At 65.0% G+C, this 22,607-nt stretch carries 22 protein-coding genes and 2 pseudogenes; 13 read left to right on the top strand and 11 right to left on the bottom strand.

The genetic code is table 11. From position 1 onward, the window contains the following. Positions 1-11 precede the first annotated feature (11 nt). From IVA98_RS11795 to IVA98_RS11815, 5 genes are all read left to right on the top strand, one after another. A complete protein-coding gene (locus IVA98_RS11795) occupies positions 12-770 on the top strand; it encodes an ATP-binding cassette domain-containing protein (RefSeq protein ID WP_247307794.1) in 759 nt (252 codons plus the stop codon). Next, positions 770-1,852: an ABC transporter permease gene (locus IVA98_RS11800; RefSeq protein ID WP_247307797.1), complete on the top strand. Its 1,083-nt coding sequence runs from the start codon at positions 770-772 to the stop codon at positions 1,850-1,852. Before IVA98_RS11795 ends, IVA98_RS11800 begins: the two co-directional genes overlap by 1 nt. A gap of 95 nt (positions 1,853-1,947) precedes the next feature. Next, positions 1,948-2,880 (top strand): sugar-binding protein, encoded by a 933-nt coding sequence (locus IVA98_RS11805; protein ID WP_247354877.1) that lies wholly within the window; start codon positions 1,948-1,950, stop codon positions 2,878-2,880. A gap of 108 nt (positions 2,881-2,988) precedes the next feature. Continuing rightward, positions 2,989-3,966, top strand: a complete 978-nt coding sequence (locus tag IVA98_RS11810) for an aldo/keto reductase (RefSeq protein WP_247307800.1) — start codon at positions 2,989-2,991, stop codon at positions 3,964-3,966. 3 nt (positions 3,967-3,969) lie between these two features. Beyond that, positions 3,970-4,812, top strand: coding sequence for an amidohydrolase family protein (locus IVA98_RS11815; RefSeq protein WP_247307801.1), 843 nt, complete (start codon positions 3,970-3,972; stop codon positions 4,810-4,812). 210 nt (positions 4,813-5,022) lie between these two features. Here the strand turns inward: IVA98_RS11815 and IVA98_RS11820 are convergent, their stop codons facing one another. From IVA98_RS11820 to IVA98_RS11835, 4 genes are all read right to left on the bottom strand, one after another. After that, complete coding sequence (locus tag IVA98_RS11820; RefSeq protein WP_247307803.1) at positions 5,023-5,388, bottom strand: nuclear transport factor 2 family protein; 366 nt, start codon at positions 5,386-5,388, stop codon at positions 5,023-5,025. Positions 5,389-5,498: 110 nt separating this feature from the next. Next, entirely contained in the window at positions 5,499-5,849 is a 351-nt protein-coding gene (locus IVA98_RS11825; protein ID WP_027575148.1) for a RidA family protein, read from the bottom strand. 132 nt (positions 5,850-5,981) lie between these two features. Beyond that, entirely contained in the window at positions 5,982-6,899 is a 918-nt protein-coding gene (locus IVA98_RS11830) for an extracellular catalytic domain type 1 short-chain-length polyhydroxyalkanoate depolymerase (protein ID WP_247307805.1), read from the bottom strand. A gap of 3 nt (positions 6,900-6,902) precedes the next feature. Continuing rightward, on the bottom strand, positions 6,903-8,561 hold the full coding sequence (locus IVA98_RS11835; protein ID WP_247307807.1) for an FAD-binding dehydrogenase: 1,659 nt from the start codon (positions 8,559-8,561) through the stop codon (positions 6,903-6,905). A gap of 265 nt (positions 8,562-8,826) precedes the next feature. Here IVA98_RS11835 and IVA98_RS11840 point away from each other — a divergent pair, with 265 nt between their 5' ends. From IVA98_RS11840 to IVA98_RS11860, 5 genes are all read left to right on the top strand, one after another. Beyond that, entirely contained in the window at positions 8,827-9,297 is a 471-nt protein-coding gene (locus IVA98_RS11840) for a hypothetical protein (RefSeq protein ID WP_247307809.1), read from the top strand. Positions 9,298-9,485: 188 nt separating this feature from the next. Beyond that, positions 9,486-9,686, top strand: coding sequence for a hypothetical protein (locus tag IVA98_RS11845; protein ID WP_247307811.1), 201 nt, complete (start codon positions 9,486-9,488; stop codon positions 9,684-9,686). Between the two features lie 23 nt (positions 9,687-9,709). Further along, a complete protein-coding gene (locus IVA98_RS11850; RefSeq protein WP_247307814.1) occupies positions 9,710-10,300 on the top strand; it encodes an SCO family protein in 591 nt (196 codons plus the stop codon). Between the two features lie 179 nt (positions 10,301-10,479). Next, positions 10,480-11,415 carry an ABC transporter substrate-binding protein gene (locus tag IVA98_RS11855; RefSeq protein ID WP_247307817.1) on the top strand — a complete coding sequence of 312 codons (936 nt, stop codon included), beginning with the start codon at positions 10,480-10,482 and terminating at the stop codon, positions 11,413-11,415. A 191-nt stretch (positions 11,416-11,606) separates the two neighbouring features. Beyond that, a complete protein-coding gene (locus IVA98_RS11860; protein WP_247307819.1) occupies positions 11,607-13,250 on the top strand; it encodes a lysine--tRNA ligase in 1,644 nt (547 codons plus the stop codon). Between the two features lie 16 nt (positions 13,251-13,266). Here the strand turns inward: IVA98_RS11860 and IVA98_RS37570 are convergent. Both IVA98_RS37570 and IVA98_RS11865 read right to left on the bottom strand, forming a co-directional pair. Continuing rightward, positions 13,267-13,371: pseudogene (locus tag IVA98_RS37570) on the bottom strand (carbonate dehydratase); the annotation flags it as partial. A 99-nt stretch (positions 13,372-13,470) separates the two neighbouring features. After that, positions 13,471-14,124: a S24 family peptidase gene (locus tag IVA98_RS11865; protein ID WP_247307821.1), complete on the bottom strand. Its 654-nt coding sequence runs from the start codon at positions 14,122-14,124 to the stop codon at positions 13,471-13,473. A 281-nt stretch (positions 14,125-14,405) separates the two neighbouring features. Here IVA98_RS11865 and IVA98_RS11870 point away from each other — a divergent pair, with 281 nt between their 5' ends. Next, positions 14,406-14,750, top strand: coding sequence for a DUF952 domain-containing protein (locus IVA98_RS11870; RefSeq protein WP_247307823.1), 345 nt, complete (start codon positions 14,406-14,408; stop codon positions 14,748-14,750). After that, positions 14,747-15,844 (top strand): quinone-dependent dihydroorotate dehydrogenase, encoded by a 1,098-nt coding sequence (locus IVA98_RS11875; protein WP_247307825.1) that lies wholly within the window; start codon positions 14,747-14,749, stop codon positions 15,842-15,844. Before IVA98_RS11870 ends, IVA98_RS11875 begins: the two co-directional genes overlap by 4 nt. Positions 15,845-15,973: 129 nt before the next feature. On the opposite strand, the gene IVA98_RS11880 is transcribed toward IVA98_RS11875, so the two are convergent. The 5 genes and pseudogenes from IVA98_RS11880 to IVA98_RS11900 all read right to left on the bottom strand — a co-directional run bounded on the left by IVA98_RS11880 (position 15,974) and on the right by IVA98_RS11900 (position 21,389). Next, a complete protein-coding gene (locus IVA98_RS11880; RefSeq protein ID WP_247332355.1) occupies positions 15,974-17,299 on the bottom strand; it encodes an MATE family efflux transporter in 1,326 nt (441 codons plus the stop codon). 1 nt (position 17,300) lies between these two features. Then, a pseudogene (locus IVA98_RS11885) lies at positions 17,301-18,036 on the bottom strand (MBL fold metallo-hydrolase). Positions 18,037-18,057: 21 nt separating this feature from the next. Next, complete coding sequence (locus IVA98_RS11890) at positions 18,058-18,363, bottom strand: DUF6460 domain-containing protein (protein WP_247307829.1); 306 nt, start codon at positions 18,361-18,363, stop codon at positions 18,058-18,060. Positions 18,364-18,693: 330 nt separating this feature from the next. Next, positions 18,694-20,355 carry a cisplatin damage response ATP-dependent DNA ligase gene (locus tag IVA98_RS11895; RefSeq protein WP_247354879.1) on the bottom strand — a complete coding sequence of 554 codons (1,662 nt, stop codon included), beginning with the start codon at positions 20,353-20,355 and terminating at the stop codon, positions 18,694-18,696. Then, on the bottom strand, positions 20,352-21,389 hold the full coding sequence (locus IVA98_RS11900; RefSeq protein WP_247308157.1) for a ligase-associated DNA damage response exonuclease: 1,038 nt from the start codon (positions 21,387-21,389) through the stop codon (positions 20,352-20,354). Before IVA98_RS11900 ends, IVA98_RS11895 begins: the two co-directional genes overlap by 4 nt. Before the next feature lie 198 nt (positions 21,390-21,587). Here IVA98_RS11900 and IVA98_RS11905 point away from each other — a divergent pair, with 198 nt between their 5' ends. Beyond that, positions 21,588-22,514: a class I SAM-dependent DNA methyltransferase gene (locus IVA98_RS11905; protein ID WP_247307834.1), complete on the top strand. Its 927-nt coding sequence runs from the start codon at positions 21,588-21,590 to the stop codon at positions 22,512-22,514. Positions 22,515-22,607 lie beyond the last annotated feature (93 nt).

Consider the following 22,607-nt stretch of genomic DNA (forward strand, 5'->3'; position numbering starts at 1 on the left):
GAAGGCCGCTGATGACAAGCGCTGAAGCAACGCCGGTGCTCGAGCTGACTGGCATCGGCAAGGAGTTCGGCGCGATCCGGGCACTGCATGACGTCGACATGCAGGTGTTCCCGGGCGAGGTCGTCGGCCTGATGGGCGACAACGGCGCCGGTAAGTCGACGCTGGTCAAGATCATCGCCGGCAATTTCCGCCCCAGCCATGGCGAGATCCGCTTTGCCGGCAGTGCGGTCCATTTCAACCGGCCGGTCGATGCCCGCGCCGTCGGCATTGAGGTCGTCTACCAGGACCTCGCGCTATCAGACAATCTGACCGCCGCCGCCAACGTCTTCCTCGGCCGCGAGCTGAAGCGCAAATTCGGACCCATTGCATTGCTCGACCACAAGGCGATGGCGGCGCGTGCGCTGGAGCTGTTCGGTGAATTGCGTTCGGAGACCCGCCCCGATGATCTCGTCAAGCAGATGTCGGGCGGCCAGCGCCAGGCGGTCGCGATCGCGCGGACGCGGCTCTCCAATGCGCGGCTGGTGATGATGGATGAGCCGACGGCCGCGATTTCGGTCCGCCAGGTCGAGCAGGTGCTCGGCCTGATCCACCGGCTGAAGGAGCAGGGTGTCGCCGTGATGCTGATTTCGCACCGCATGCCCGACGTGTTCGCGGTGTGCGACCGCGTGGTCGTCATGCGCCGCGGCGAAAAGCGCGCCGACAAGCCGATCCACCAGACCTCACCCGAGGAGGTCACCGCCCTGATCACCGGCGCGAAGGAGGCGGCGTGATGGCCATGCCTATGGAATCTCCGATCAGCTTCACCAATGTCGGCCGGATCAGATGGTGGCAGCGCGGCATCTTCGCGTCACAGACCGGCTATGTGCTGCTCGCTCTGGCGGTGTTGCTGGTGATCATGCATTTCGCCAGCCCGTACTTCTTCACCGAAGGCAACATGCAGAACGTGGCGAAGAACTTCTCCTTCATCGCCATTGCCACGCTGGGCGTGACCTTCGTGATCATCACCGGCGGCATCGACCTCTCGGTCGGCTCGATGATGTGCTTCTCCGCCATGATCACCTCGATGGTGATGACCGAATTGTCGGCGCCCGGCTCGCCGGCAGGCGCGCTGTTCGTGCACATGGCGGCCGACGGCAAGACCGTGCTCGCCAACGTGCCGGGGCTGATCCTGCTGGTCTCGATCCTCGCCGGCCTCGGCGTCGCGCTGGTCGCCGGGCTCGTCAACGGCTTCTGCATCGCCGTGCTCGGCCTGTCGCCGTTCGTGACCACGCTCGGCATGCTCTCGATCGTACGCGGGCTCGGCTACGTCGTCTCCAACGGCCGTGGCAGTTTTCCGGGCGGACCGGATGCAGATTATTTCTATGCGCTCACCTCCGGCGACGTGCTTGGCGTGCCCGTGCCTTTCATCTATCTGGTGATCCTCGCGCTGGCGATGGCCGTGGTGCTGCACCATACCTCGTTCGGCCGCCACGTCTTCGCGCTCGGTGGCAACGAGAAGGCGGCCGAGCTCACCGGCATTCCGGTGGTGCGGGTGAAGATCGAGGTCTACGTGATCTGCGCGCTCGCCGCGGGGCTCCAGGGCATCATCATCTCCGGCTGGCTTGGATCGGCGCCGGCCAACATGGCGACGTCCTACGAGCTCAACGTGATTGCGGCGGCCGTGATCGGTGGCGCCAATCTCGCCGGCGGCATCGGCGGTCCGTTGGGGGCCATCGTCGGCTGCGTGCTGCTGGAGGTGATCCGCAACGGCCTCGTGCTGGCGCAAGTCAGCTCCTACTGGCAGCAGACGCTGGTGGGCGTGATCATCATCCTGGCCGTGCTGGTCGATCGCATCCGCTCGCGGATGATCTGACGTGACGTCGTTCCGGGGAGGCAACGAAAATGCCGCCTGTCCGCTTCCCGGACGAATCTCGAAAGGATGGGCGCAAGAGAAGGGTGGAGGAGACAATGAGGAAACTTCTTCTTGCCGGCATCACCGTTGCCATGATGGCGACGCCGGCGTTCGCTGCGAATTACCGCTTCATCATCGTGCCCAAAGCGATGAACAATCCGTTCTTCGACTTCGCGCGCGACGGTTGCCTGAAGCGCGCCAAGGAGCTCGGCAACATCGAGTGCATCTACAAGGGTCCGGTCGAGCATGAGCCAGCGACGCAGGCCCAGATCATCCAGGACTTCATCACGCAGAAGGTCGACGGTCTCGCCATCTCGGTCGCCGACGTCGCGGCAATGACCAAGTCGATCGAGGCGGCGACCGCGGCCGGCATCCCCGTCATCACCTTCGATGCCGATGCACCGGGCTCCAAGCGCATTGCCTATATCGGCACCAACAACAAGGAGTTCGGTGTCGCGCTCGGCAAGCAGTTGCTGAAAATGCGGCCCGAGGGCGGCAAATATGCGATGGTTTCGGGTGGTCCCGGCGCCAAGAACCTCGCCGAGCGCGTCGACGGCGTGCGCGAGGCTCTGAAGGGCTCGAAATGGACCGAAGTTGCGGGCTCGCCGACCTTCTGCAACGACGATCCCGCGCTCGCGGTCCAGCAGATGACGGACATGCGCACCGCAACGCCCGATCTCGCCGCCATCGTTCCCATCGGCGGCTGGCCGATGTTCGCGCCTGAAGGCTTCAAGGCGTTCGCCTCCAGGAACAAGAAGGACATCGACTCCGGCAAGTTCACGCTGGTGGTCGCCGATACGCTCAAGATGCAGCTTGAGCTCCTGCGCGACGGCTATGCCAATGCGCTGGTCGGCCAGCGCCCGTTCGAGATGGGCGAGAAGGCGATGGACACGCTGCTCGCCATCAAGAAGGGCGAGAAGGTGCCGGAGATCGTCTACACCGGTCTCGATCTCGTGACCAAGGACAACGTGGCACAGATGTTGAAGTAGGAGCGCGCCGCCAGCCCCGCGCTCCTGCGCGCCTCCCCCGCTTGCGGTTTCCGCGAGCGGGGGAGATGATTTGGGCCGCTGGAAAGACGACTCTTGGAAGGCAATGGAATGAAACGGTCGCGCCTCGGCTCTCTCGACGTCACCTCGATCGGCCTCGGCTCCGCCCCGCTCGGCGGATTGTTCGCACCCGTCAGCGATGCCGATGCGCAAGCGACGGTCGCGCGTGCCTGGTCGCTCGGGATCCGCTTCTTCGATACCGCGCCGCTTTACGGCTTTGGCCTGGCCGAGCGGCGGCTCGGCGCGTTCCTGCGGCAGCAGCCGCGTGAGTCCTATGCGATCTCGACCAAGGTCGGGCGTCTTTTGCGCGCGCCCGAGGGCGCCGCCGCCGAGGACGAGCACTACAAGGGCACGCCGCGTGAGCGGCCGGTGTTCGATTTCAGCTATGACGGCGTGATGCGTTCGCTGGAGGAAAGCCTCGCCAGGCTCTGGCTCGATCGCATCGACGTCCTGCTCGTGCATGATCCCGACGACCACTATGACGATGCCGTCAGCGGTGCCTTCCGCGCGCTGCAGCGTCTGCGCGAGGACGGCACGGTCAAGGCGATCGGCGCAGGCATGAACCAGTCGGAAATGCTGGTCCGCTTCGCCGACGCCGTGCCGGTCGACTGCTTCCTGCTCGCCGGCCGCTACACGCTGCTCGACCAGGGCGCGCTGGATGCGCTGTTTCCGGCCTGCCAGGCCAGGAACATCGGCATCCTGCTCGGCGGCGTCTACAACAGCGGCATCTTGGCCAATCCGCACACGAGCGCGAAGTTCAATTATCAGGATGCTGACGCGGCGCTTGTCGCGCGTGCGCTGGAGCTCGACGCGCTCTGTCGCAAGCACGGCACCGAGCTAAAGGCCGCGGCGCTGCAGTTCTGCATGGCCCACCCGGCCGTGACCGTCACGGTGATGGGCGCGCGCAATGCCGCGGAGGCGGCCGAGAACATCGCGATGTCGGAGGCTGCGGTGCCGCAGGCCTTCTGGCAGGAGCTGCGCGCGCGAAACCTCGTCGATGCGCGGGCGCCGCTGCCGGGCGGAGCGTGAGCCATGATCATCGACGGTCACCAGCATTTCTGGGATCCGGCGCGTGCCGACTATCCCTGGATGGACGCGGACGAGCTCACACCGATCCGCCGCGCCTTCGGCCCTGGCGATCTTGCGCCGCTGCTGAAGGCAAACGGCATCGATGCGAGCATCCTGGTGCAGTGCCGCTCCGCGCTCGAGGAGACCGAGGAGTTCCTGCGCATCGCGCATGCGACGCCCTTTGTCATCGGTGTCGTTGGCTGGGCTGATCTGACCGACGGCGCGCTTGACGAAACGCTCGATCGACTGCGCGCTGCGCCGGGTGGCGACAAGCTGGTGGGCATTCGTCACCAGGTCCACGATGAAGCCGATCCGGATTGGTTACTCCGCGAAGACGTCCAGCGCGGCCTTACCGCGGTGTTCGCCCGCGATCTCACCTACGACTTCCTCGTCCGCACCCGCGAGTTGCCGGCTGCTATCGCGACTGCGCAGGCCTTCCCACAAGCACGCTTCGTGCTCGACCACGCCGCCAAGCCGCCGATCGCTGATGGCGCAAGCGACGAATGGGCCGATGGCATCGCGGCGCTGGCCGCTTGCGGCAATGTCTGGTGCAAGATTTCGGGCTTGGCGACGGAAGCAGTCTGGAGCGATTGGAATGCGGAGCGTCTGTTTCCGTTCGTTCAGCATGCCGCGACATGCTTTGGCGAGGATCGGGTGATCTTCGGCTCGGACTGGCCGGTGTGTCTGCTTGCGGGGAGCTACGGCGAGATCAAGGGTGCGCTGGAGGCGTGCCTGATGAGGTTGGGCGCACACGTGCGCGAGAAGGCGCTCGGTGTGAATGCGAAGGCTGCGTATCGGTTGGCTTGACTGTTCAGTCGAGGGTTGCGCTCTTTCCCTCTCCCCTTGTGGGCCCCCTTGTGGGAGAGGGTGGCTCGCCGCGTAGCGGCGAGACGGGCGAGGGGTATCTCTCCGCGCACGACCCTCAAGCAGCAAGGATCGCGGAAGGAACCCCTCATCCGGCGCTTCGCGCCACCTTCTCCCACAAGGGGAGAAGGAAGAAGGCAGCGTGCCCGCCCTTCACGCGCCGGCTGGCACCTGATCCAGAAATCCCGTCACGCTCCTAATCCGGCCGTCCTTTAGGACGGCAAAATCCGTTCCCTTGATCGGGCTGTCGACGCCGTCAGGACCAAGTCCCCACGCGAAGCGCACATGGTCGCCGTAGCCGTTGGGCTCGCCGATCAGCTTGAAGGTGAAATCGGGAAAGCGCTGCTGCACGCCTGCGATCAGCGCGTCGATCCCGTCCTGGCCGTCGCCCTTCATCAGGGGATCGACATAGCTCGCATCCGCTGTCCAGTCTTGGCTGAGCAGTTCGCGCCGGCGGCCGGCGGCGCGTTCGTTCCAGAGTTCGATGTAGCGGCGGGCGATGGTGTTGGGATCGGTCATGATGTTCTCCTTCGACAATGCCGTGTTGGCTGACCGTAACTATCGAAGGAATGCGCGCGCCGATCGATTACCTCGGAGGTCATCGGCGCACGCATAATCTCATGCAGCCGTCACTTCGCCGCGGTCACCATGATCTCTACGGTGTATTGCGGCGCCGCCAGCTTGGCTTCGACGGTGGCGCGGGCCGGCGTGTTGCCAGGCGAGACCCAGGCGTCCCACACCGCGTTCATCTCGCCGAACGTTTTCATGTCGGTGATGTAGATCGTGGCCGAGAGCAGCTTCGATTTGTCGGTGCCGGCCTTGGCGAGGTGGCCGTCGATGGTCGCCAGGATGTCCTGGGTCTGCTTCGTCACGCTTTCGCCGGCAGCCTTGTTGGCGACGACGCCGGCGAGATAGACGGTGTTGCCGTGCACGACAACCTGGCTCATGCGCGGGCCGGTTTCAAAACGCTGAATGCTCATCTGGGATCTCCTGGTGGAAGGGCGGCCCTGTCTAGCCCAGCGATTCGCGCTGTGCCAGCCCGGGCACGCATGCGTTGCCAGACCCGCATGCGTTGCCCAGGCACGCATGCGTTGCCTGCGGCGATGCGCCGCTCAGCGAAACTGGCTGAAGAAAGCCCAGATCGTCTCGGCGCCGTCGATGTCACTGTTCTGTGGCCCGAGCAGGCCGGTCGCGACTTTCGGGAAACGCGCGTCAGGGGCAAATCCGGGCATGCGATGGCCGCCTCGATTGACGCGATAGAGCACGACGTCGTGTCCGGCCGGACAACGTGAGGAAATCTGCGTCACGGTGGATTGGTCGGTGGGACTTCTGTCGGGCAGGTCGGCTTCGGTCAACTCATCCGCGTCGCAGCCATTGAGCTTGCGCCAGAACGCCAGCGTCTCGTCGGTCGACCAGAACCCGTCTGCGGCATAATAGCCCGATCCGCGTCCACCTTCATAGGGCACCAGCGGGTCGGCCGTGCCGTTCATGATCAGGATCGGCAGCGGCCGTGACGGATGGCACGTGATAGCAGCCTCATCGGTGAGATTCATGATCACGCTCGCAGCTGCCGCGAACAGATCGGCGCGGGCGCAAGCCAGCGTCATCGCCATGGCGCCGCCGTTGGAGATGCCCGTCACGTAGACACGCTTTGCATCGGCGGTGCCGTCGGCCACCAGCTTCTCGACGAGCTTTGCGATAAACGCGACGTCATCGGTGCCCTCGGGCGGGCCGCGGAGCGCGGGTCCCGCCTTGGTCCTCGCATCGGCCCAGGCGTGGTTGAGTCCGTCCGGAAAGACAACGGCGAGGCCCTCGCGCCTGGCAAGCTGCGGCCACGCCGTCCGCGCGACCATGTCGGCACCGCGCTGGGTCTTGCCATGCAACACGACAACTAGCGGGGCAGGCTTTTTCGCCGGCAGCAGCGCGGTGTAGGAGCGCTTCACGCCGTTGACGTCGACCGTATCGGCAGACGCCGCCGTGACGGCGGTGAGTGCCACCAGGAACGCCCCGATATGCATCCACCGCCGCATGATCTAGCCCACCGCCTTCGCCGCGGAGCGGCCGGCATTGCGCCCGGAGAACAGGCAGCCGCCGAGGAAGGTGCCTTCCAGCGAGCGGTAGCCGTGCACGCCGCCGCCGCCGAAGCCGGCGGCTTCGCCGACCGCATAAAGGCCGGGAATGACGCTGCCGTCCTCACCGAACACGCGCGACTCGAGATCGGTCTCGAAGCCGCCCAGCGTCTTGCGGGTGAGGATGTTGAGCTTCACCGCGATCAGCGGTCCATGCGCGGGATCCAGGATTCTGTGCGGGGAGGCGGTGCGGATCAGCTTGTCGCCGATATAGCGGCGCGCATTGTGGATGTTCATCACCTGCGCGTCCTTGACGTAAGGGTTGGCGATCTCTCGGTCGCGCGCTTCGATTTGCATCCTGATGTGCTCGAGCCTGACGAGATCGCTGCCGGCAAGCTTGTTCATGGCCGCAACGAGCTCATCGAGCTTGTCGCGCACGATGAAGTCGACACCGTGGCTTTTGAACGCCTCCACCGGCCCCGGCGCGCCTTTGTTGGTGGCGCGGCGCAAGGTCATGCGCCAGCTCTTGCCGGTGAGGTCGGGGTTCTGCTCCGAGCCCGACAGCGCAAATTCCTTCTTGATGATGCTCTGCGTCAGGATGAACCAGGAATAATCGTAGCCCGTCGACATGATGTATTTGAGCTGGCCGAGCGTGTCGGAGCCCGGGAATAGTGGCGCCGGCAGCCGCGTGCCCGTGGCGTCGAACCACATCGAGGACGGGCCGGGCAGGATGCGGATGCCGTGGCGCGGCCAGATGGGTGACCAGTTCTGGATGCCCTCGACGTAATGCCACATGCGGTCGCGATTGATCAGCCGCGCGCCAGCCTTCTCCGTGATGCCGATCATGCGGCCGTCGACATGCTCGGGCACGCCCGAGATCATGAATTTCGGCGGCTCGCCGAGCCGCTTCGGCCAGTTCTGCCGCACCAGCTCATGATTGCCGCCGATGCCGCCGGAGGCGACGATCACCGCTTGCGCCTTCAGCGAGAACTCGCCGACGGCGTTGCGTGACGAGCTCTTGCCCCGCTCGATCGTATCGGGGGCGAGAACGGCGCCGCTGACGCCATCCACCGTGCCGTTGGTGATGGAGAGCGCATCGACGCGATGGCGGAATCGGAAGCTCAGCCGGGCGCTTTGGGCGGCTTCGCGCGCGCGGCGCTCGAATGGTTCGACGATGCCGGGGCCGGTGCCCCAGGTAACGTGGAAGCGCGGCACCGAATTGCCATGGCCCATTGCATCGTAGCCGCCGCGCTCGGCCCAGCCCACCACGGGGAAGATGCGATGGCCCATCGCCCGCAGCCAGCCGCGCTTCTCGCCGGCCGCGAACCCCACGTAAGCCTCGGCCCATTGCCGTGGCCAGAAGTCCTCGTCGCGGTCGAAGCCGGCGGCGCCGATCCAGTCCTGGAGCGCGAGCTCGTAGGAATCCTTGATGCCAAGTCGGCGCTGCTCCGGCGAATCGACCAGGAACAACCCGCCGAACGACCAGAACGCCTGGCCGCCGAGCGACTGCTCGCCCTCCTGGTCGACCACGATGACGCGCTTGCCCGCGTCCGCAATCTCCGTTGCGGCCACCAGTCCGGATAGTCCGGCTCCGACGACGATGACGTCCGTCTCTTCAGTCATGTGTCTCCCCCTCCTCGGGTTCCCCCCTGTAGTTGTCCGGATTGAAGCCAGCGGTTGCAACTGAGATCAAGGGTGTGGCCGGTAAGACATCATTAACTTGTTCCACTTTGGGATAGAGACCAGCCGAGTGCAGCGCGGACGCAACACTGGATTTGAATTTGTTTTGAGCAAGCCGGCGTGCCTAGACAAAACCGCAGACTCGACCGACGCTAGCCGCGCATCACCACCTGACACGCAGATTCGAATACGACTGGGGCGGGGGACAATGAAGGTTCTGACGGGGTTGCTTGCGGCGATTCTGCTGATCGCCGGCATGGGGGCTTCTCACGCGGTGGTTCGAATTGCGGATGACCGCGGCGGCAGGATCGGAACCTACGTCGACAAATACCAGGGCCTGCGGCAATCAGGCGAAACCGTCATTATCGACGGCCTCTGCGCGTCCGCCTGCACCATCGTGCTCGGCGCCATCCCACGCGACCGGATCTGCGTGACCTCGCACGCAACGCTCGGCTTCCATGCGGCGTGGGATTTCGGCAGGAACGGCCGCGCCATCACCAATCCAGAAGCTACCCAGATGCTCTATGCGATGTATCCCTCGCAGGTGAAGCGCTGGATCGCCCAGCGCGGCGGCCTCACCCCGCACATGCTCTTCCTGAGGGGCAAACAGCTCCAGGCCATGTACAAGCCCTGCTACCTGGACGCGCAGGCCTCGACCAATAAGCCGTCGTCAAGGTAGGCCCAACCTCTCCGGTTTTGGCAAACTTGCACCACGATTGAGGTGCTCTCCCGCTTGGCTTGCGGGAGTGGCGACCCTGCGGCAAGCTCGCGCTGCTACACGCTTATCGTGATCTCTGCCCCACCCCTGCGCTTGCCGGGTCGCGCGTCAGCGCCTATTTGAAAGGCAGGGAACCCTTCGCCCCGATCATGACCATGGTTCAACCACTGCACCCGGCCCATCCAGTATCGGACAATTCGCCCAATGCCGGCCGGATGCCGTCCGTGCTGCTGTGGGTGGGCGCGGGTCTCGGCGCGCTCGTCGTGGTCGCCGCCCTCACGCTCTGGTTTCACTACGGCACCCAGGTGTTCTTCGAAATGATCAGGACCGGTTTCGCCGCCTGCTTCTGATCTCGACAGGAAGTGTTCCGCCAATGAGCTCCATCGCCCGTCCGCTGGTGATCGCAACTGCCTTCGCCGCAAGCCTCATCGTCGGGCTCCTGATCATGTTCTGGGCCATGGGCGGGATGAGCAAGGTGGCGCAGCCGGCCGCGATCGGCGGCCCGTTCCAGCTCACCGATCAGAACGGCAAGACCGTCACCGACAAGAACATGAAGGGCAAGCCGACCCTGATCTTCTTCGGCTACACCCATTGCCCCGACGTCTGCCCGACCTCGCTGTTCGAGATCTCGGAAGTGCTGCGCGCGATGGGCAAGGATGCCGACAAGGTCAATGCCATCTTCATCTCGGTCGACCCCGAGCGCGACACGCCGGAAGCGATGAAGGACTATCTGTCGAGCTTCGATCCGCATCTCGAGGGCCTCTCCGGCGATCCCGCCGAGATCGCCAAGGTGATCACGTCCTACCGTGTCTACGCCAAGAAGGTCCCGACCAAGGACGGCGACTACACCATGGACCACACCGCGCTGATCTATCTGATGGACCGCGACGGCCGCTTCGTCTCGCCGTTCAATTTGAAGCGGACGCCGGACGAGGCGGCGGCAGAGCTGAAGCGGTATCTCTGAGAAGAGCGCGATCGCACCGCGACCTCACCTCCCGCCTGCGATGAAACACTCTCTCCTCCGCCTTCCCCGCACTGGGGGTAGGAGCGCACCGTCACCTTGTCCGCATTCCGCGCTCGCGTTCCGGGCCGAATGGTCTATAAGGCCCTCCGATCTCAACGATATCAGTTCATTTCCGGCCGATGACATCATCGCAACAGGCGAAATCGTCGAAATCTGCCCGTGGCTTGCTGCGCCGGCTGGCTATCGGCGGGTGCCTGCTCGCGGGCCTATCCGGCGCGAATGCCCAGACACCAGCCAAGCGGCCGCCCACCGCGCCCCAGGCCACGGCGCAAACCGCGCCCCAGGCCGCCCCCCAGGCCGTGCCCGGCTTTTGGGACCCGCGCCGCCGTCCGGAGCGGCCGGACCTCTCACGCCTGACCGTGATCCGTTTCCTGACCGAGACCGACTATCCGCCCTTCAACTTCACCGGCGCCGACGGCAATCCGGCCGGCTTCAACGTCGACCTCGCCCGCGCATTGTGCGACGAGATCAAGGTGACCTGCACGGTGCAGATGCGCCGCTTCGAGACGCTGGTCGACGCGCTCACCTCTAACCGAGGCGATGCCATCATCGCCTCGATGGCGGTGAGCCCGCAGCTCCGCGCCCGCGTCGATTTCACCGATCCCTATTACCGGGTGCCGGCGCGTTTCGTCTCGCGCAAGGACGCGGTGATGCCGGAGATCCGGCCCGAATATCTCGAAGGCAAGAAGGTCGGCGTCATCGCCGGCTCCGCGCACGAAGCTTATCTCAAGGCGATGTTCACCGACGCCGAACTGCACGCCTATCCCAATGACGATGCGCTCCGCAGCGCCTTACGCAAGGGCGAGGTCGATTTCATCTTCGGCGATGCCATCTCGCTCGCGTTCTGGATCAACGGCACCGATTCCGGCGATTGCTGCGCTTTCTCCGGTGGCCCCTTCGTCGAGAGCCGCTTCTTCGGCGAGGGCATCGGCATCGCCGTGCGCAAGGGCAACGACGTGCTGCGCCAGGCCCTGAACTGGGCCTTGTTCCGCGTCTGGGAAAAAGGCCGCTACACCGATCTGTGGCTGCGGTATTTTTCGGTGAGCCCGTTTTAGGTTCTTCGCTGCGCTCAGATCCTCATCCTGAGCGCTTGCGTAGCAAGCCTCTCGACGGATGAAGGCCCCACTGATGGCCTCGCCCCTCAAGACGCGCGCGAACAGCGCGCTCCTCAGGGTGAGGTCTGATACTCGCTCACAAAATTGCATTCTGCCCGGAAATCGCTATTTTCCGCGGCCCGGAGGCCCTGATGTCCGTTATCGATCTTGCCGCGAACCCGAGCGACCTGCGTGCGCTCGCCGAACAATCCAACGCCTGGCCGTTCGAGCAGGCGAAGGCGATCGTCGCGCGGCTGAAGAAAAGCCCGAAGGACGAGGTGCTGTTCGAGACCGGCTACGGTCCCTCCGGCTTGCCGCATATCGGCACGTTCGGCGAGGTCGCGCGCACCTCGATGGTGCGCCATGCTTTCCGCGTGCTGACCGAGGACAAGATCAAGACGCGCCTGCTCGCCTTCTCCGACGACATGGATGGGTTTCGGAAGGTGCCCGACAACGTTCCCAACAAGGAGATGCTCACCGCGCATCTCGGCAAGCCGCTGACGCGGGTGCCGGATCCGTTCTCCAACGAGCACCCCTCGTTCGGACACCACAACAATGCGCGCCTGCGCGCCTTCCTCGACCATTTCGGTTTCGACTACGAGTTCGCGAGCTCGACCGATTACTACACATCGGGCCGCTTCGATGCGACGCTGCTTAAGATGCTGGCCGCCTACGACAAGATCATGGCGATCATCCTGCCGACGCTCGGGCCCGACCGCCGCGCCACCTATTCGCCATTCCTGCCGATCAGCAAGACGACAGGCGTGGTGCTGCAGGTGCCGATGATCCGGCGCGATGTCGCGGCCGGCACGGTGACCTATGTCGATCCTGACACCAACCAGGAAATCGAAACGCCGGTCACCGGCGGCAACGTCAAGTGTCAGTGGAAGGCCGATTGGGCGATGCGCTGGGTCGCGCTCGGCGTCGACTACGAGATGGCCGGCAAGGACCTCATCGATTCCGTGAAGCTGTCCGGCGCGATCGCCAGGGCGCTTGGCGCCACGCCGCCGGAAGGCTTCAACTACGAGCTGTTCCTCGACGAGAAGGGCCAGAAGATCTCGAAGTCGAAGGGCAACGGCCTCACCATCGACGAATGGCTGCGCTACGCCTCGCCGGAATCGCTGTCGCTGTTCATGTACCGTGAGCCGAAGGCGGCCAAGCGGCTCTATTTCGACGTCATCCCGCGCAATGTCGACGATTACCAGCAATTCATCGACGGTTTTGCCAAACAGGACGCCAAGCAGCAGCTCGGCAATCCGGTCTGGCACATTCATAATGGCCATCCGCCGAAGGGCGACATGCCCGTCACCTTCCAGCTCCTGTTGACGTTGGTGTCGTCGTCGAACGCGGAGAATGCCGAGACGCTGTGGGGTTTTATTGGCCGCTACCGTCCCGGCGTGAGCCCGCAGACGCATCCGAAGCTCGATGCCATGGTCGGCTATGCCATCAACTACTACCGCGACTTCGTCGCGCCCACGAAGCAATTTCGGGTGCCGACTGATAGCGAGCGCGCCGCGCTACAGGACCTGCGCGATGCGCTGTCGCAACTGCCGCAGGACGCCTCGGCCGAGGACATCCAGAACGTCGTCTACGAGGTCGGCCGCCGCGAGCCGTTCCTCGATCAGGTCAAGAAGGGCAAAGATGGCCGTCCCGGCGTCACGCTCGATTGGTTCAACATGCTCTACCAGGTGCTGCTCGGTCAGGAGAAGGGCCCGCGCTTCGGCTCCTTCGTCGCGGTCTACGGCATCCAGAACGCGGTCAACATGATCGACGGCGCGCTGGCGCGGAGTGCGTAAGTCGTAGTCCCGATTGCTTGTACTTGATGTTGCCGAGCATCAAGGGGCTGCTTTTGGCGAAGTTGAGCTGGATCGTATGCCCGTGGTTGACGATGGTGTCGGCGCGCTTGCCCCAGTTCAGCAGACGGGCAATTGCGAGAGGGACGGTGAGTCGCAAGGTCGCGGCGAAACGCGGCGTGGGTGATGTCATCGCCTGGTCACCACGCCAGGCGGGGCGCAATCACTGGCTGGCCCAGACGATCCGCGCCATCCAGGCGACATCGCTCACCGCGATCGTCCGCTCCGCCTGTGACGCATCGAACGGCTGCAAGTCCAGCACCTTTGCCGTGCGGCGCTTCAGCGTCGCCACCGTCACCTCGCCCGCTTTGGTCTTCACCACCACGCGATCGCCTTTGCGGATCGGCGTGACGGGCGAGACCAGGATGACGTCGCCATCGCGATAGGCAGGCTGGAGCGCATCGCCGGAAATCTCCAGCGCGAAGGCGTGGCCGTTCTCGGGGGTGGGAAGCGCGATTTCGGTCCAGCCCTTGCCGGATGGAAGGCCGGACTCGTCGAATGCGCCGCTCGCACCGGCGAGTGCGAAGCTGAGCAGCGGCACCGAGTGAGGCTCGCCGGCGTCCCCGTCGATCAGCCTCGCAAAGCTGTCGATCGAGGCGCCGGCCGCCGCCAACGCCTTCGCGATCGATTCCGTCGAGGGCCAACGCTCGCGGCCGTCGGAGGTGACGCGTTTGGACCTGTTGAAGGTGGTGGGATCGAGCCCCGCGCGCTTGGCAAGGCCGGATGGCGAAAGCCCGGCGCGCGCCGCCAGCCGATCCAGCGCGACCCAGATCTGGTCGTGAGTCAGCATCCTCTGCGCTTTGGCCTGTTTGACCATCGAAGCAACTCAGGAAAACTGTCCTCAAATCAAACCGGTTTTCCGTTTTTCGCGCAAGGGGTGGTGGGCAGAAGCGTTTTCAAGCGAAGTGGGTACCGGTTCGCGTCAAGAAGACGCGTCAAAACAAGAATCTAGAGCCCCGTTCCGATTTCATCGGAACGGAAAGGCTCTAGGTCTTGAGTTCGGAAGGGGGCGCCTTTACGGTCGCGGCCGGGTTTTGAGGACCCGCGACAGACGAAAAATCCCAAAAGACTCAAAGAGCAAACAGGACTGCGGTAGCGGTGGTCAAGATCTACAAAATCTGTCCGGCCTCGGCCTGGCGCGAGGCGGAACGGCAGGGTGTCTACCGTGGCAGCGCCGATGATGCGCGCGACGGTTTCATCCATTTCTCGACCGCCGCCCAGGTTCCCGAGACCCTGCGCAAGCATTATGTCGGGCAGCGCGCGCTGTTCCTGGTCGAGGTCGACGGCGATGCGCTCGGCAGCGAATTGCGCTGGGAGCGATCGCGCAATGACGAGCTGTTTCCGCACCTCTATGGCGAGCTCGATCTCGGTGCGGTGATCGCGGTGATGAACCTCAATATCCGTTCCGACGGGGGTCACGATGTTCCGGAGCTTGCCCCGTGATCCGCGCTTTCGACGCGTTTTCGCTGCCGGTGCTGCGCTGGCTCGACCCGGAGGATGCGCATCGCCTCGCGATCCAGGGCCTGCGCTTCTTGCCACCGGTGAAGCCGCGCCTTGATGATCCCAAGCTCGCGGTGCGCGCCTTCGGGCTCAACTTCCCCAATCCGATCGGCATGGCCGCGGGCTTCGACAAAAGCGCCGAGGTGCCGGATGCGCTGCTGCGGCTCGGCTTCGGCTTCGTCGAGATCGGCTCGGTGACGCCGAAGCCGCAAAGCGGCAACCCGCGGCCGCGGCTGTTCCGGCTGGAGCGCGACGAGGCCGTCATCAACCGCATGGGCTTCAACAATGACGGCGCGGACATCGCCTTGCGCCGGCTCGCGGCGCGCGCAGCGCACGGCGGCATCGTCGGCGTCAATGTCGGCGCCAACAAGGATTCACCCGATCGCGTCGGCGACTACGTCAAGCTGATCGAGACCTTTGCGCCGGTCGCGAGCTATTTCACCGTCAACGTCTCCTCCCCGAACACACCGGGTCTGCGCAATTTGCAGGAAGGCGCACTGCTAGACGATCTTCTCGCACGCGTGATCGACGCGCGCGAACGGGTGCGCCAGAAGGCCGGCGACACGCCGGTGCTGCTCAAGATCGCGCCTGATCTCAGCCTTGCTCAGCTCGACGATGTCGTGCAGGTGGCGCGCTCGCGCCGGGTCGACGGCATGATCGTGTCGAACACGACCATCGCGCGACCGAGCACGCTGCGTGAGGAGATGCGGGCCAGGGAGCAGGGCGGTCTGTCCGGACGACCGCTATTTCGCCTGTCGACCCGTATGGTCGCGGAGACCTATGTGCGGGTCGAGGGCGCATTTCCCCTGATCGGCGTTGGTGGCGTCGATTCGGGCGGGGCCGCGCTGACCAAGATCCGCGCCGGTGCCAGCTTGATCCAGCTCTATTCGTCGCTGGTCTACAAGGGGCTCGGCCTGGTCGACGAGATCAAGCGCGACCTGACTTCGACGCTGCTCCGCACCGGGCGGGATTCGCTCTCCGAGATCGTCGGCGCGGATGCGGCGACGCTCACGGCGGAAGATTGGCCGGGGATGTAAGGTGGATTCCGCGCAGCGCGCCGCCTTGTGCGGTGCGCTGCTGATCGGGGCCCACAGGGTCCCGGCTCTGCGCAGCAGCGTATCACGCTGCAGCGCGTCCGGGACACGAACATCTCGGCTACGATCTTTCTACGGCTTCGAAAACGTCGCCCTGAACTGCGCCGGATAGCGCACGGCCTGCAAGCCGCCGCGCGAGACGTAGGAGGCCATCAGGGCGCTCCACAGTCCGGCATTGCCGAACGATTGCAGCGCCCACCAGGTGCCGAGGAAGATCGCGAGCGAGGCCAGCATCAAATTGCGCATCTCGCGCGCCCAAGTCGCGCCGATATAGATGCCGTCGAACCCGAAGGCGAAGACGCCGGGTAGGGGCGCGAGTACGACGAACGGCAGGAAGTCCCGCGCGGTACGGCGGACGTCTTCGCTCGCCGTCATGAAATCGATCAGGGCCGGCCCGAACAGCGCGAACAGCACCGCGACGACGATTGCAAAGCCGAGCCCCCACAGCAGCACCAGCCGGGTCGAATCGGCAAATCCCTTGGCATCGCGTGCGCCAAGGGTACGGCCGCAGAGCTGCTGGGCCGCGTTGGCGAGACCGTCGAGGAAGAAGGCGCTGACCAGCAGGAAGTTGTTGAGCACGGAGTTGGCGGCCAGCATGACGTCGCCGGCCTGTGCGCCCTTGGCGGTGAAGAACAGGAACACGGCGATCAGCGCTGCGGTGCGGATCAGGATGTCTGAATTCACCGCCAGCATGCGCAGGAGCTTCTCGCGGTCGAGCAGCGTAGCGTACGGGACGGCAAAGCCGCCGTCGGCAAAATAGCGGCAGACGATCACGCCAAGGGCGAACCCGACGGCTTCCGACAACAGCGCGGCGCTCGCGGCGCCGGCGATGCCGGTGTCATAGACCAGCACCAGCAGGATCGTCGCCGCCATGTTGACGAGATTGATGACGACCTGAAGCAACAGAGCCGAATTGGCGCGGGCCTGGCCGATCAGCCAGCCGAGGATGACGTAATTGGCGAGCGCGAACGGCGACGACCAGATCCGGATCTCGAAGTACGTCTTCGCGGCCTGCGTCACGCCCTCGCTGCCGCCCATGAGGTCGAACAGCACCGCGGCCAGCGGCAGTTGCAGTGCGATCAGCGCGGCGCCGATCAGGCCAGCAACGATGAAACCGCGCGCCAGGATCGCGGTCGGCTCGCGCGCATCACCCGCGCCCAGCGATTGCGCGGTGAAGGCGAGCGTGCTCATGCGCAGGAAGCCGAACAGCCAGAACAGGCAGTCGAAAATCACTGACGCGATCGCGACGCCGCCGAGCAGCGCCGCATCGTCGAGCCGTCCGATCGCCGTGGTCGAGACCACGCCGATCAGCGGCGTGGTGAGGTTCGCGACCATCGCAGGGCCGGCGATGGCGAACACCTGGCGGGAACCGATCCTGGGGTGAACGGGCGCGTGCATGTCAGAACACGAGCACCATGCCGTCTTCGGCGGCGAGATGCTCGATGTCGTCCAGGCGCGACAGCATGTCGTCGCTCATATGGGTGAGGACGAGGCGCTTTGCGCCGATCGCGGGCAGATGCTGTTCCAAGGTCTTCAGGCTGAGATGGTTCTTGACCGCCTTCTCGTACATATAGGCTTCGGCAATGAAAAGATCCGCGTCATGCGCCAGCGGAATGAGCGTCTCCGTCCATTCGGTATCGGCGCTGTAGGCGAGCGTGCGGCCCTCAGCCTCGACGCGATAGGCCAGGAATGGCCCGCCGGATTGGCCGTGCACGACCGGGTAGGGCGTCACTGTCACTTCGCCGAAGCTTTGGCTTTGCCGAGGCGCGAGTTCGACGACGGAGAGCTCGAAACGTTGTTCTGTCTTCGAGGAGTGCTCGAACAGCGCTTTCCATCACCTGCGTCAGTCGCATCTCGATGCCTTGCGGGCCCGCAATCGTCAGCGGCCGCGTCCGCCGCGAGAATTGGGCGTCGAGCAGGAAGAATGGCAGCCCGGCGAAATGATCGCCGTGGAAATGCGTGATGAGAATGAGATCGATGTCATTGCGCTCGATCTCCAGCCGTTTCAGGGCCGGCAGAGCCGACGCGCCGCAATCGATCAGGAAATTGGTCTCGCGCCCCGAGATGTGGAAGCAGGTGTTGAGCCTGCCACCGGAGCCGAAGGCGTCACCGCAGCCGACAAAGCGTAGTTGCATCGGCTGCGGGCCCCTAAATCCTTACCTGCCGCGCGGCGCGCCGAACACGCGCGACAGCAGCCAGATCGGAATAACGATGACCGCGCCCAGCAGGAAGTAGCGCCACAGCCAGTTCACGGCATCGAAGCCGAGATCCCACAGCCGCTGGAATAACAGGCGGATGCTGGTGATGATATTCCAGGGGTCGAAGCCGATCGCGGCCAGCACGACGCCGACCAGGATCGAGAGCAGGACCAGCCGAAACGCGACCGCCAGCGGCGTGCCGCCGAGAAAGCGGTTCAGGCCATCGCTGCGGCCAGCCGGCAAATCTCTGACGTCGTGGGCCATCGCAAGAAACTCCTCAACGGGGATTCGCCCCGATTATAGGTCACCGCGGGGCACATGGGGAACCCGCAACGGTGCGTCAATCAGCTTACCGCATTTTAATTCGGGCAGCGCCAGGGCCACGATTTGGGCGCGCCGCCCGCCGCGGGCGCGGTGCAAACCTCTTCCGCTTGCGGGAGAGGTCGGCGCGTAGCACCGGGAGATGGCTCTATCCTCCCAGGCAATCCCAATGCGGAGACACCCTCTCCCCAACCCTCTCCCGCAAGCGCCCGCAAGCGGGAGAGGGAGCGCACCTCTGCCTCGGCGAGAAACGAGCCTCGATTCAGCGCGCTTTCACGCCTCGATCTCCGCCGCCTCCGCCTTCAGCATCCTTTCCAACGTTTCCAGCCGGTCGGCCTCGCGCGGCGGCTTGTCCCAGCGCAAGCGGCTGATGCGGGGAAAGCGCATGGCGACGCCGGATTTGTGCCGCGGCGAGCGCTGGAGCCCTTCGAAAGCGACCTCCAGCACCAGCCCCTTGTCCGGCTCGTGCACGACATGGCGAACGGGGCCGAATTTTTCGGTGGTGTTGCGGCGGACGAAGCGGTCGATCTGCAACAGCTCCTCGTCGGTGAAGCCGAAATAGGCTTTCCCGACCGGCACCAGCTCGTCGCCGCCATCGCCTGCGGTCCAGACGCCAAACGTGTAGTCGGAATAATAGGACGAGCGCTTGCCATGACCGCGCTGCGCATACATCAGCACGGCGTCGATGATGTGCGGGTCGCGCTTCCACTTCCACCATTGTCCCTTCGGCCGCCCCGGCATATAGGGCGCATCGCGCCGCTTCAGCATCACGCCTTCGACCGCGTCCGCATCTTCGCCCGCGCCGGCGCTGGCAGGATCGGCGCGCGCAGCGGTCAGCGCCTCCCAGCTTGCGAACGGAATGGTGGGCGACAGGTCGATGCGGGGATCGTCAAGCTTTGCGATGAAGCTCTCCAGCCGCTCACGCCGTTCCGCGAACGGCAGCTCGCGCAGATCGTTCTCGTCGTCGCCCAACAAATCGTAGGCACGCAAGTGGATCGGAAATTCTTTGATCAACTTCGGCGAGACCACCTTGCGGTTCAGCCGCTGTTGCAGGACGTTGAAACTCTGCACGCGGCCCTCACGCAGGATCAGCAGCTCGCCGTCGATGGCGCCGGGCAAGCGCAGCGCCGGCACGAGGTCGGGAAAACTTCCCGTAATGTCCTCGCCGGTGCGCGAGTAGAGGCGCGCCGTGATGTCGCCGCGATCATCGCGCCCTGCCACCGCCTGCACGCGGATGCCGTCCCATTTCCATTCGGCGATGTAATCGGCGGGATCGAGTGCGGCGAAATCCGTGTCCTCGATCGCATGCGCCAACATCACGGGCCGAAACGGCGCCGGATCGCGATTGACCGGCTTTTCGGCGCGCCCCTCGAGCCACGCGAAGAGGTCGAGATACGGCGGGGCGAGCCCCGGCCAGATCAGCTCGATCTCGTGCGGATCCTTGTCACCGAGCGCCGCTACCGCGGTCTTGGCAAGACGCGCGGAGATGCCGATGCGAAGCCCACCGGTGACGAGCTTCAGCAGTGCCCAGCGGCCGGTCTCATCGAGCTCGTCAAGCCAGCGTTCGAGTTGCCTTGGCAGCTCGGTCTTGCCGAGCGTGCGCAGTGTGGTGACGACTTCGGTGAGGCTCGGCGGGGGTGGGTTGTTGTGGGCGGCGAGCGCGGCCTTCGGCCACATCAGCGCCACCGTCTCGGAGAGATCGCCGACGTAATCGTAGCTCAACCCGAACAGCACCTCATCCGTGCGCGAGGCAATCAAATCGCGGATCAGGGCCGGCTTGGCGTGCTTGAAGCTCAGCGCGCCGGTCAGCGCGGCCAGCGCGTAGCCGCGGTCGGGATCGCCGACCTCGCGAAAATAGCCGGTGATCAGCCGCAGCTTGTTGTTGCGGCCGGGCTCGTAGGCGAGACGGTCCAGAAGCTCGGCGAAGCGGTTCATGCCTCCGCCTCGCCTTCAATTGGCGTCTCGCTCTCCTCCTCGTCGCCATAGCCGACGAGATCAAGCGGCCGCGCCTTCAGGCCCTTGCTTTGGCACCAATGCACCAGCGCGTCTTCCTGGCCGTGGGTGACCCAGATCTCGCCGGCACCTGTCGCACCGATCGTGGAGGTGAGGCCATCCCAGTCGGCATGGTCGGAGATCACCAGCGGCAGCTCGACGCCGCGCTGCCGCGCTCGGGCGCGCACGCGCATCCACCCGGAGGCGAAGGCGGTGAGGGGATCGGGGAAGCGCCGTGTCCAGAGATCGGACGTTGCCGACGGCGGTGCCAGCGTGATGGTGCCGGCGAGCGCCGCTTTCTTCACGCCTTTCGCGGGCCTGAGCTCGCCGAGTTCGATGCCGCGGCTCTGATAGTAATGCGTGATCGTCTCCATCGCGCCATGTAGGTAGATCGGCGCGTCGTAGCCGGCTTGGCGCAAGAGCGCGATCACGCGCTGGGCCTTGCCGAGCGAATAGGCGCCGACGAGATGCGCGCGCTCCGGAAACAGTGCGACGGAGGCGAGCAGCTTCTTCACCTCGTCGGCGGCGTCGCCATGACGGAATACCGGCAGCCCGAAGGTCGCCTCAGTAATGAAAACGTCGCAGGGCACGAGCTCGAACGGCGGGCAGGTCGGATCGGGTGCGTCCTTGTAATCGCCGGAGGCGACGATGCAGGTGTCTTTGCAGGTCACCGCGATCTGCGCCGAGCCCAAGACGTGTCCGGCCGGGTGAAATTTGACGGTGACGTCGCCGAGCCGGATCTCCTCGCCATAGCGGATCGCTTGCGTCGAGCCTGCAAATTGATCGCCATAGCGCAGCCGCATCATGTCGAGCGTTTCCTGCGTCGCCAGCACCGCGCCATGGCCGGCGCGGGCATGATCGGAATGGCCGTGGGTGATCACCGCCCGCTCAACCGGGCGCACGGGGTCGATATGGAAGCCGCCGGGCTTGCAGCACAGGCCGGCAGCAACTGGCAGCAGGATGTCTTGCGGGCGCATGGAGACGATATAGGAGGCAGGCGCCCCGAATTCATCTGTCATGCGCGGGCTTGCCGTCTCCGCAAGGCTTCGCCGGCCCGGCGGCGTAAAAGCCCGCCGAAGCCAATGAGCGGAGGCTTGACCCGCGCATCCATCCACTTAAACAGTCTTTTTTTTGATGGATTGCCGGGTCCGCCGGCAATGACGAGCCGAGTTCCTATGCCCCTGCGCTTGTTCCTGACCTCCGGCGATCTCATGGCCGACCGCCGCTTCGAGTTCGCGCGCGACCTCCAACTCAAGGGCGATCTGGCCGCGGCCGCGGACCTGCTGGAGCAGGCGATCGAGCTCGCGCCGAACTTCACCTCGGCCTGGTTCACCCTCGGTGAAATCCGTCAGCAGCTCGGCGAGCGCGACAAGGCCATCGCGGCGTTTCGTGAAGCGCTCAGGTCCGATCCCGCGGATCAGCACGGCGCCGGCCTGCATCTGATGCGGCTCGGTGACGCCGAGATGGCGGAGATGCCGAAGGCCTATGTGCAGGCCCTGTTCGATCAATATGCGCCGCGCTTCGAGCACACGCTGATCAACGATCTCGGCTATCGCGCCCCGAGCCTGATCTTCAAGGCGGTGCTGGCCTCACGCGCGGCCGCCAAGAAGCCCGCTTTCTTCAAGCGCACCATCGATCTCGGCTGCGGCACCGGGCTCGCGGCCGCCGCCTTCGCCAAGCAGGTCGATCATTTCGTCGGCATCGATCTGTCGGCCGGCATGATCAAGCAGGCGCGCGCCACCAATCTCTATGCCGAGCTCGAAGTCGCCGACATGATCGAAGGCCTGCGCGGCAAGAGTGATGCGAGCGCGAACCTCGTCGTCGCCGCCGATGCCTTCGTCTATCTCTCTGATCTTGCGCCGGTGCTCACCGAGGCAAAACGCGTGCTCGCAGCCGGCGGCGTGTTGGCCTTCACGCTGGAGACGCATGACGGCAGCGGCATCGTGCTCGGCGAAGGCCTGCGCTATGCCCATTCCGCGGAATATGTGCGCGGCGCCATCGCGAAAGCCGGGCTCAAGCTGCTGACACTGGAGCCGGCCTCGCCGCGCAACGAGAACAACGAGCCGGTGCGCGGCCTCGTTGTCGTTGCCGAGAAAACTTGAGTCTAGGCGCTAATCGCCGGGCGATTTGAGCGTCATTGCGTCGCAAAGCTGCGACTTCCCGCTTGCGAGCCGCGCGGCGGTGCCAGCACAATG

It is taken from the genome of Bradyrhizobium sp. 160, assembly GCF_023073735.1.
In the GTDB taxonomy this organism is placed as follows: Bacteria; Pseudomonadota; Alphaproteobacteria; order Rhizobiales; family Xanthobacteraceae; genus Bradyrhizobium.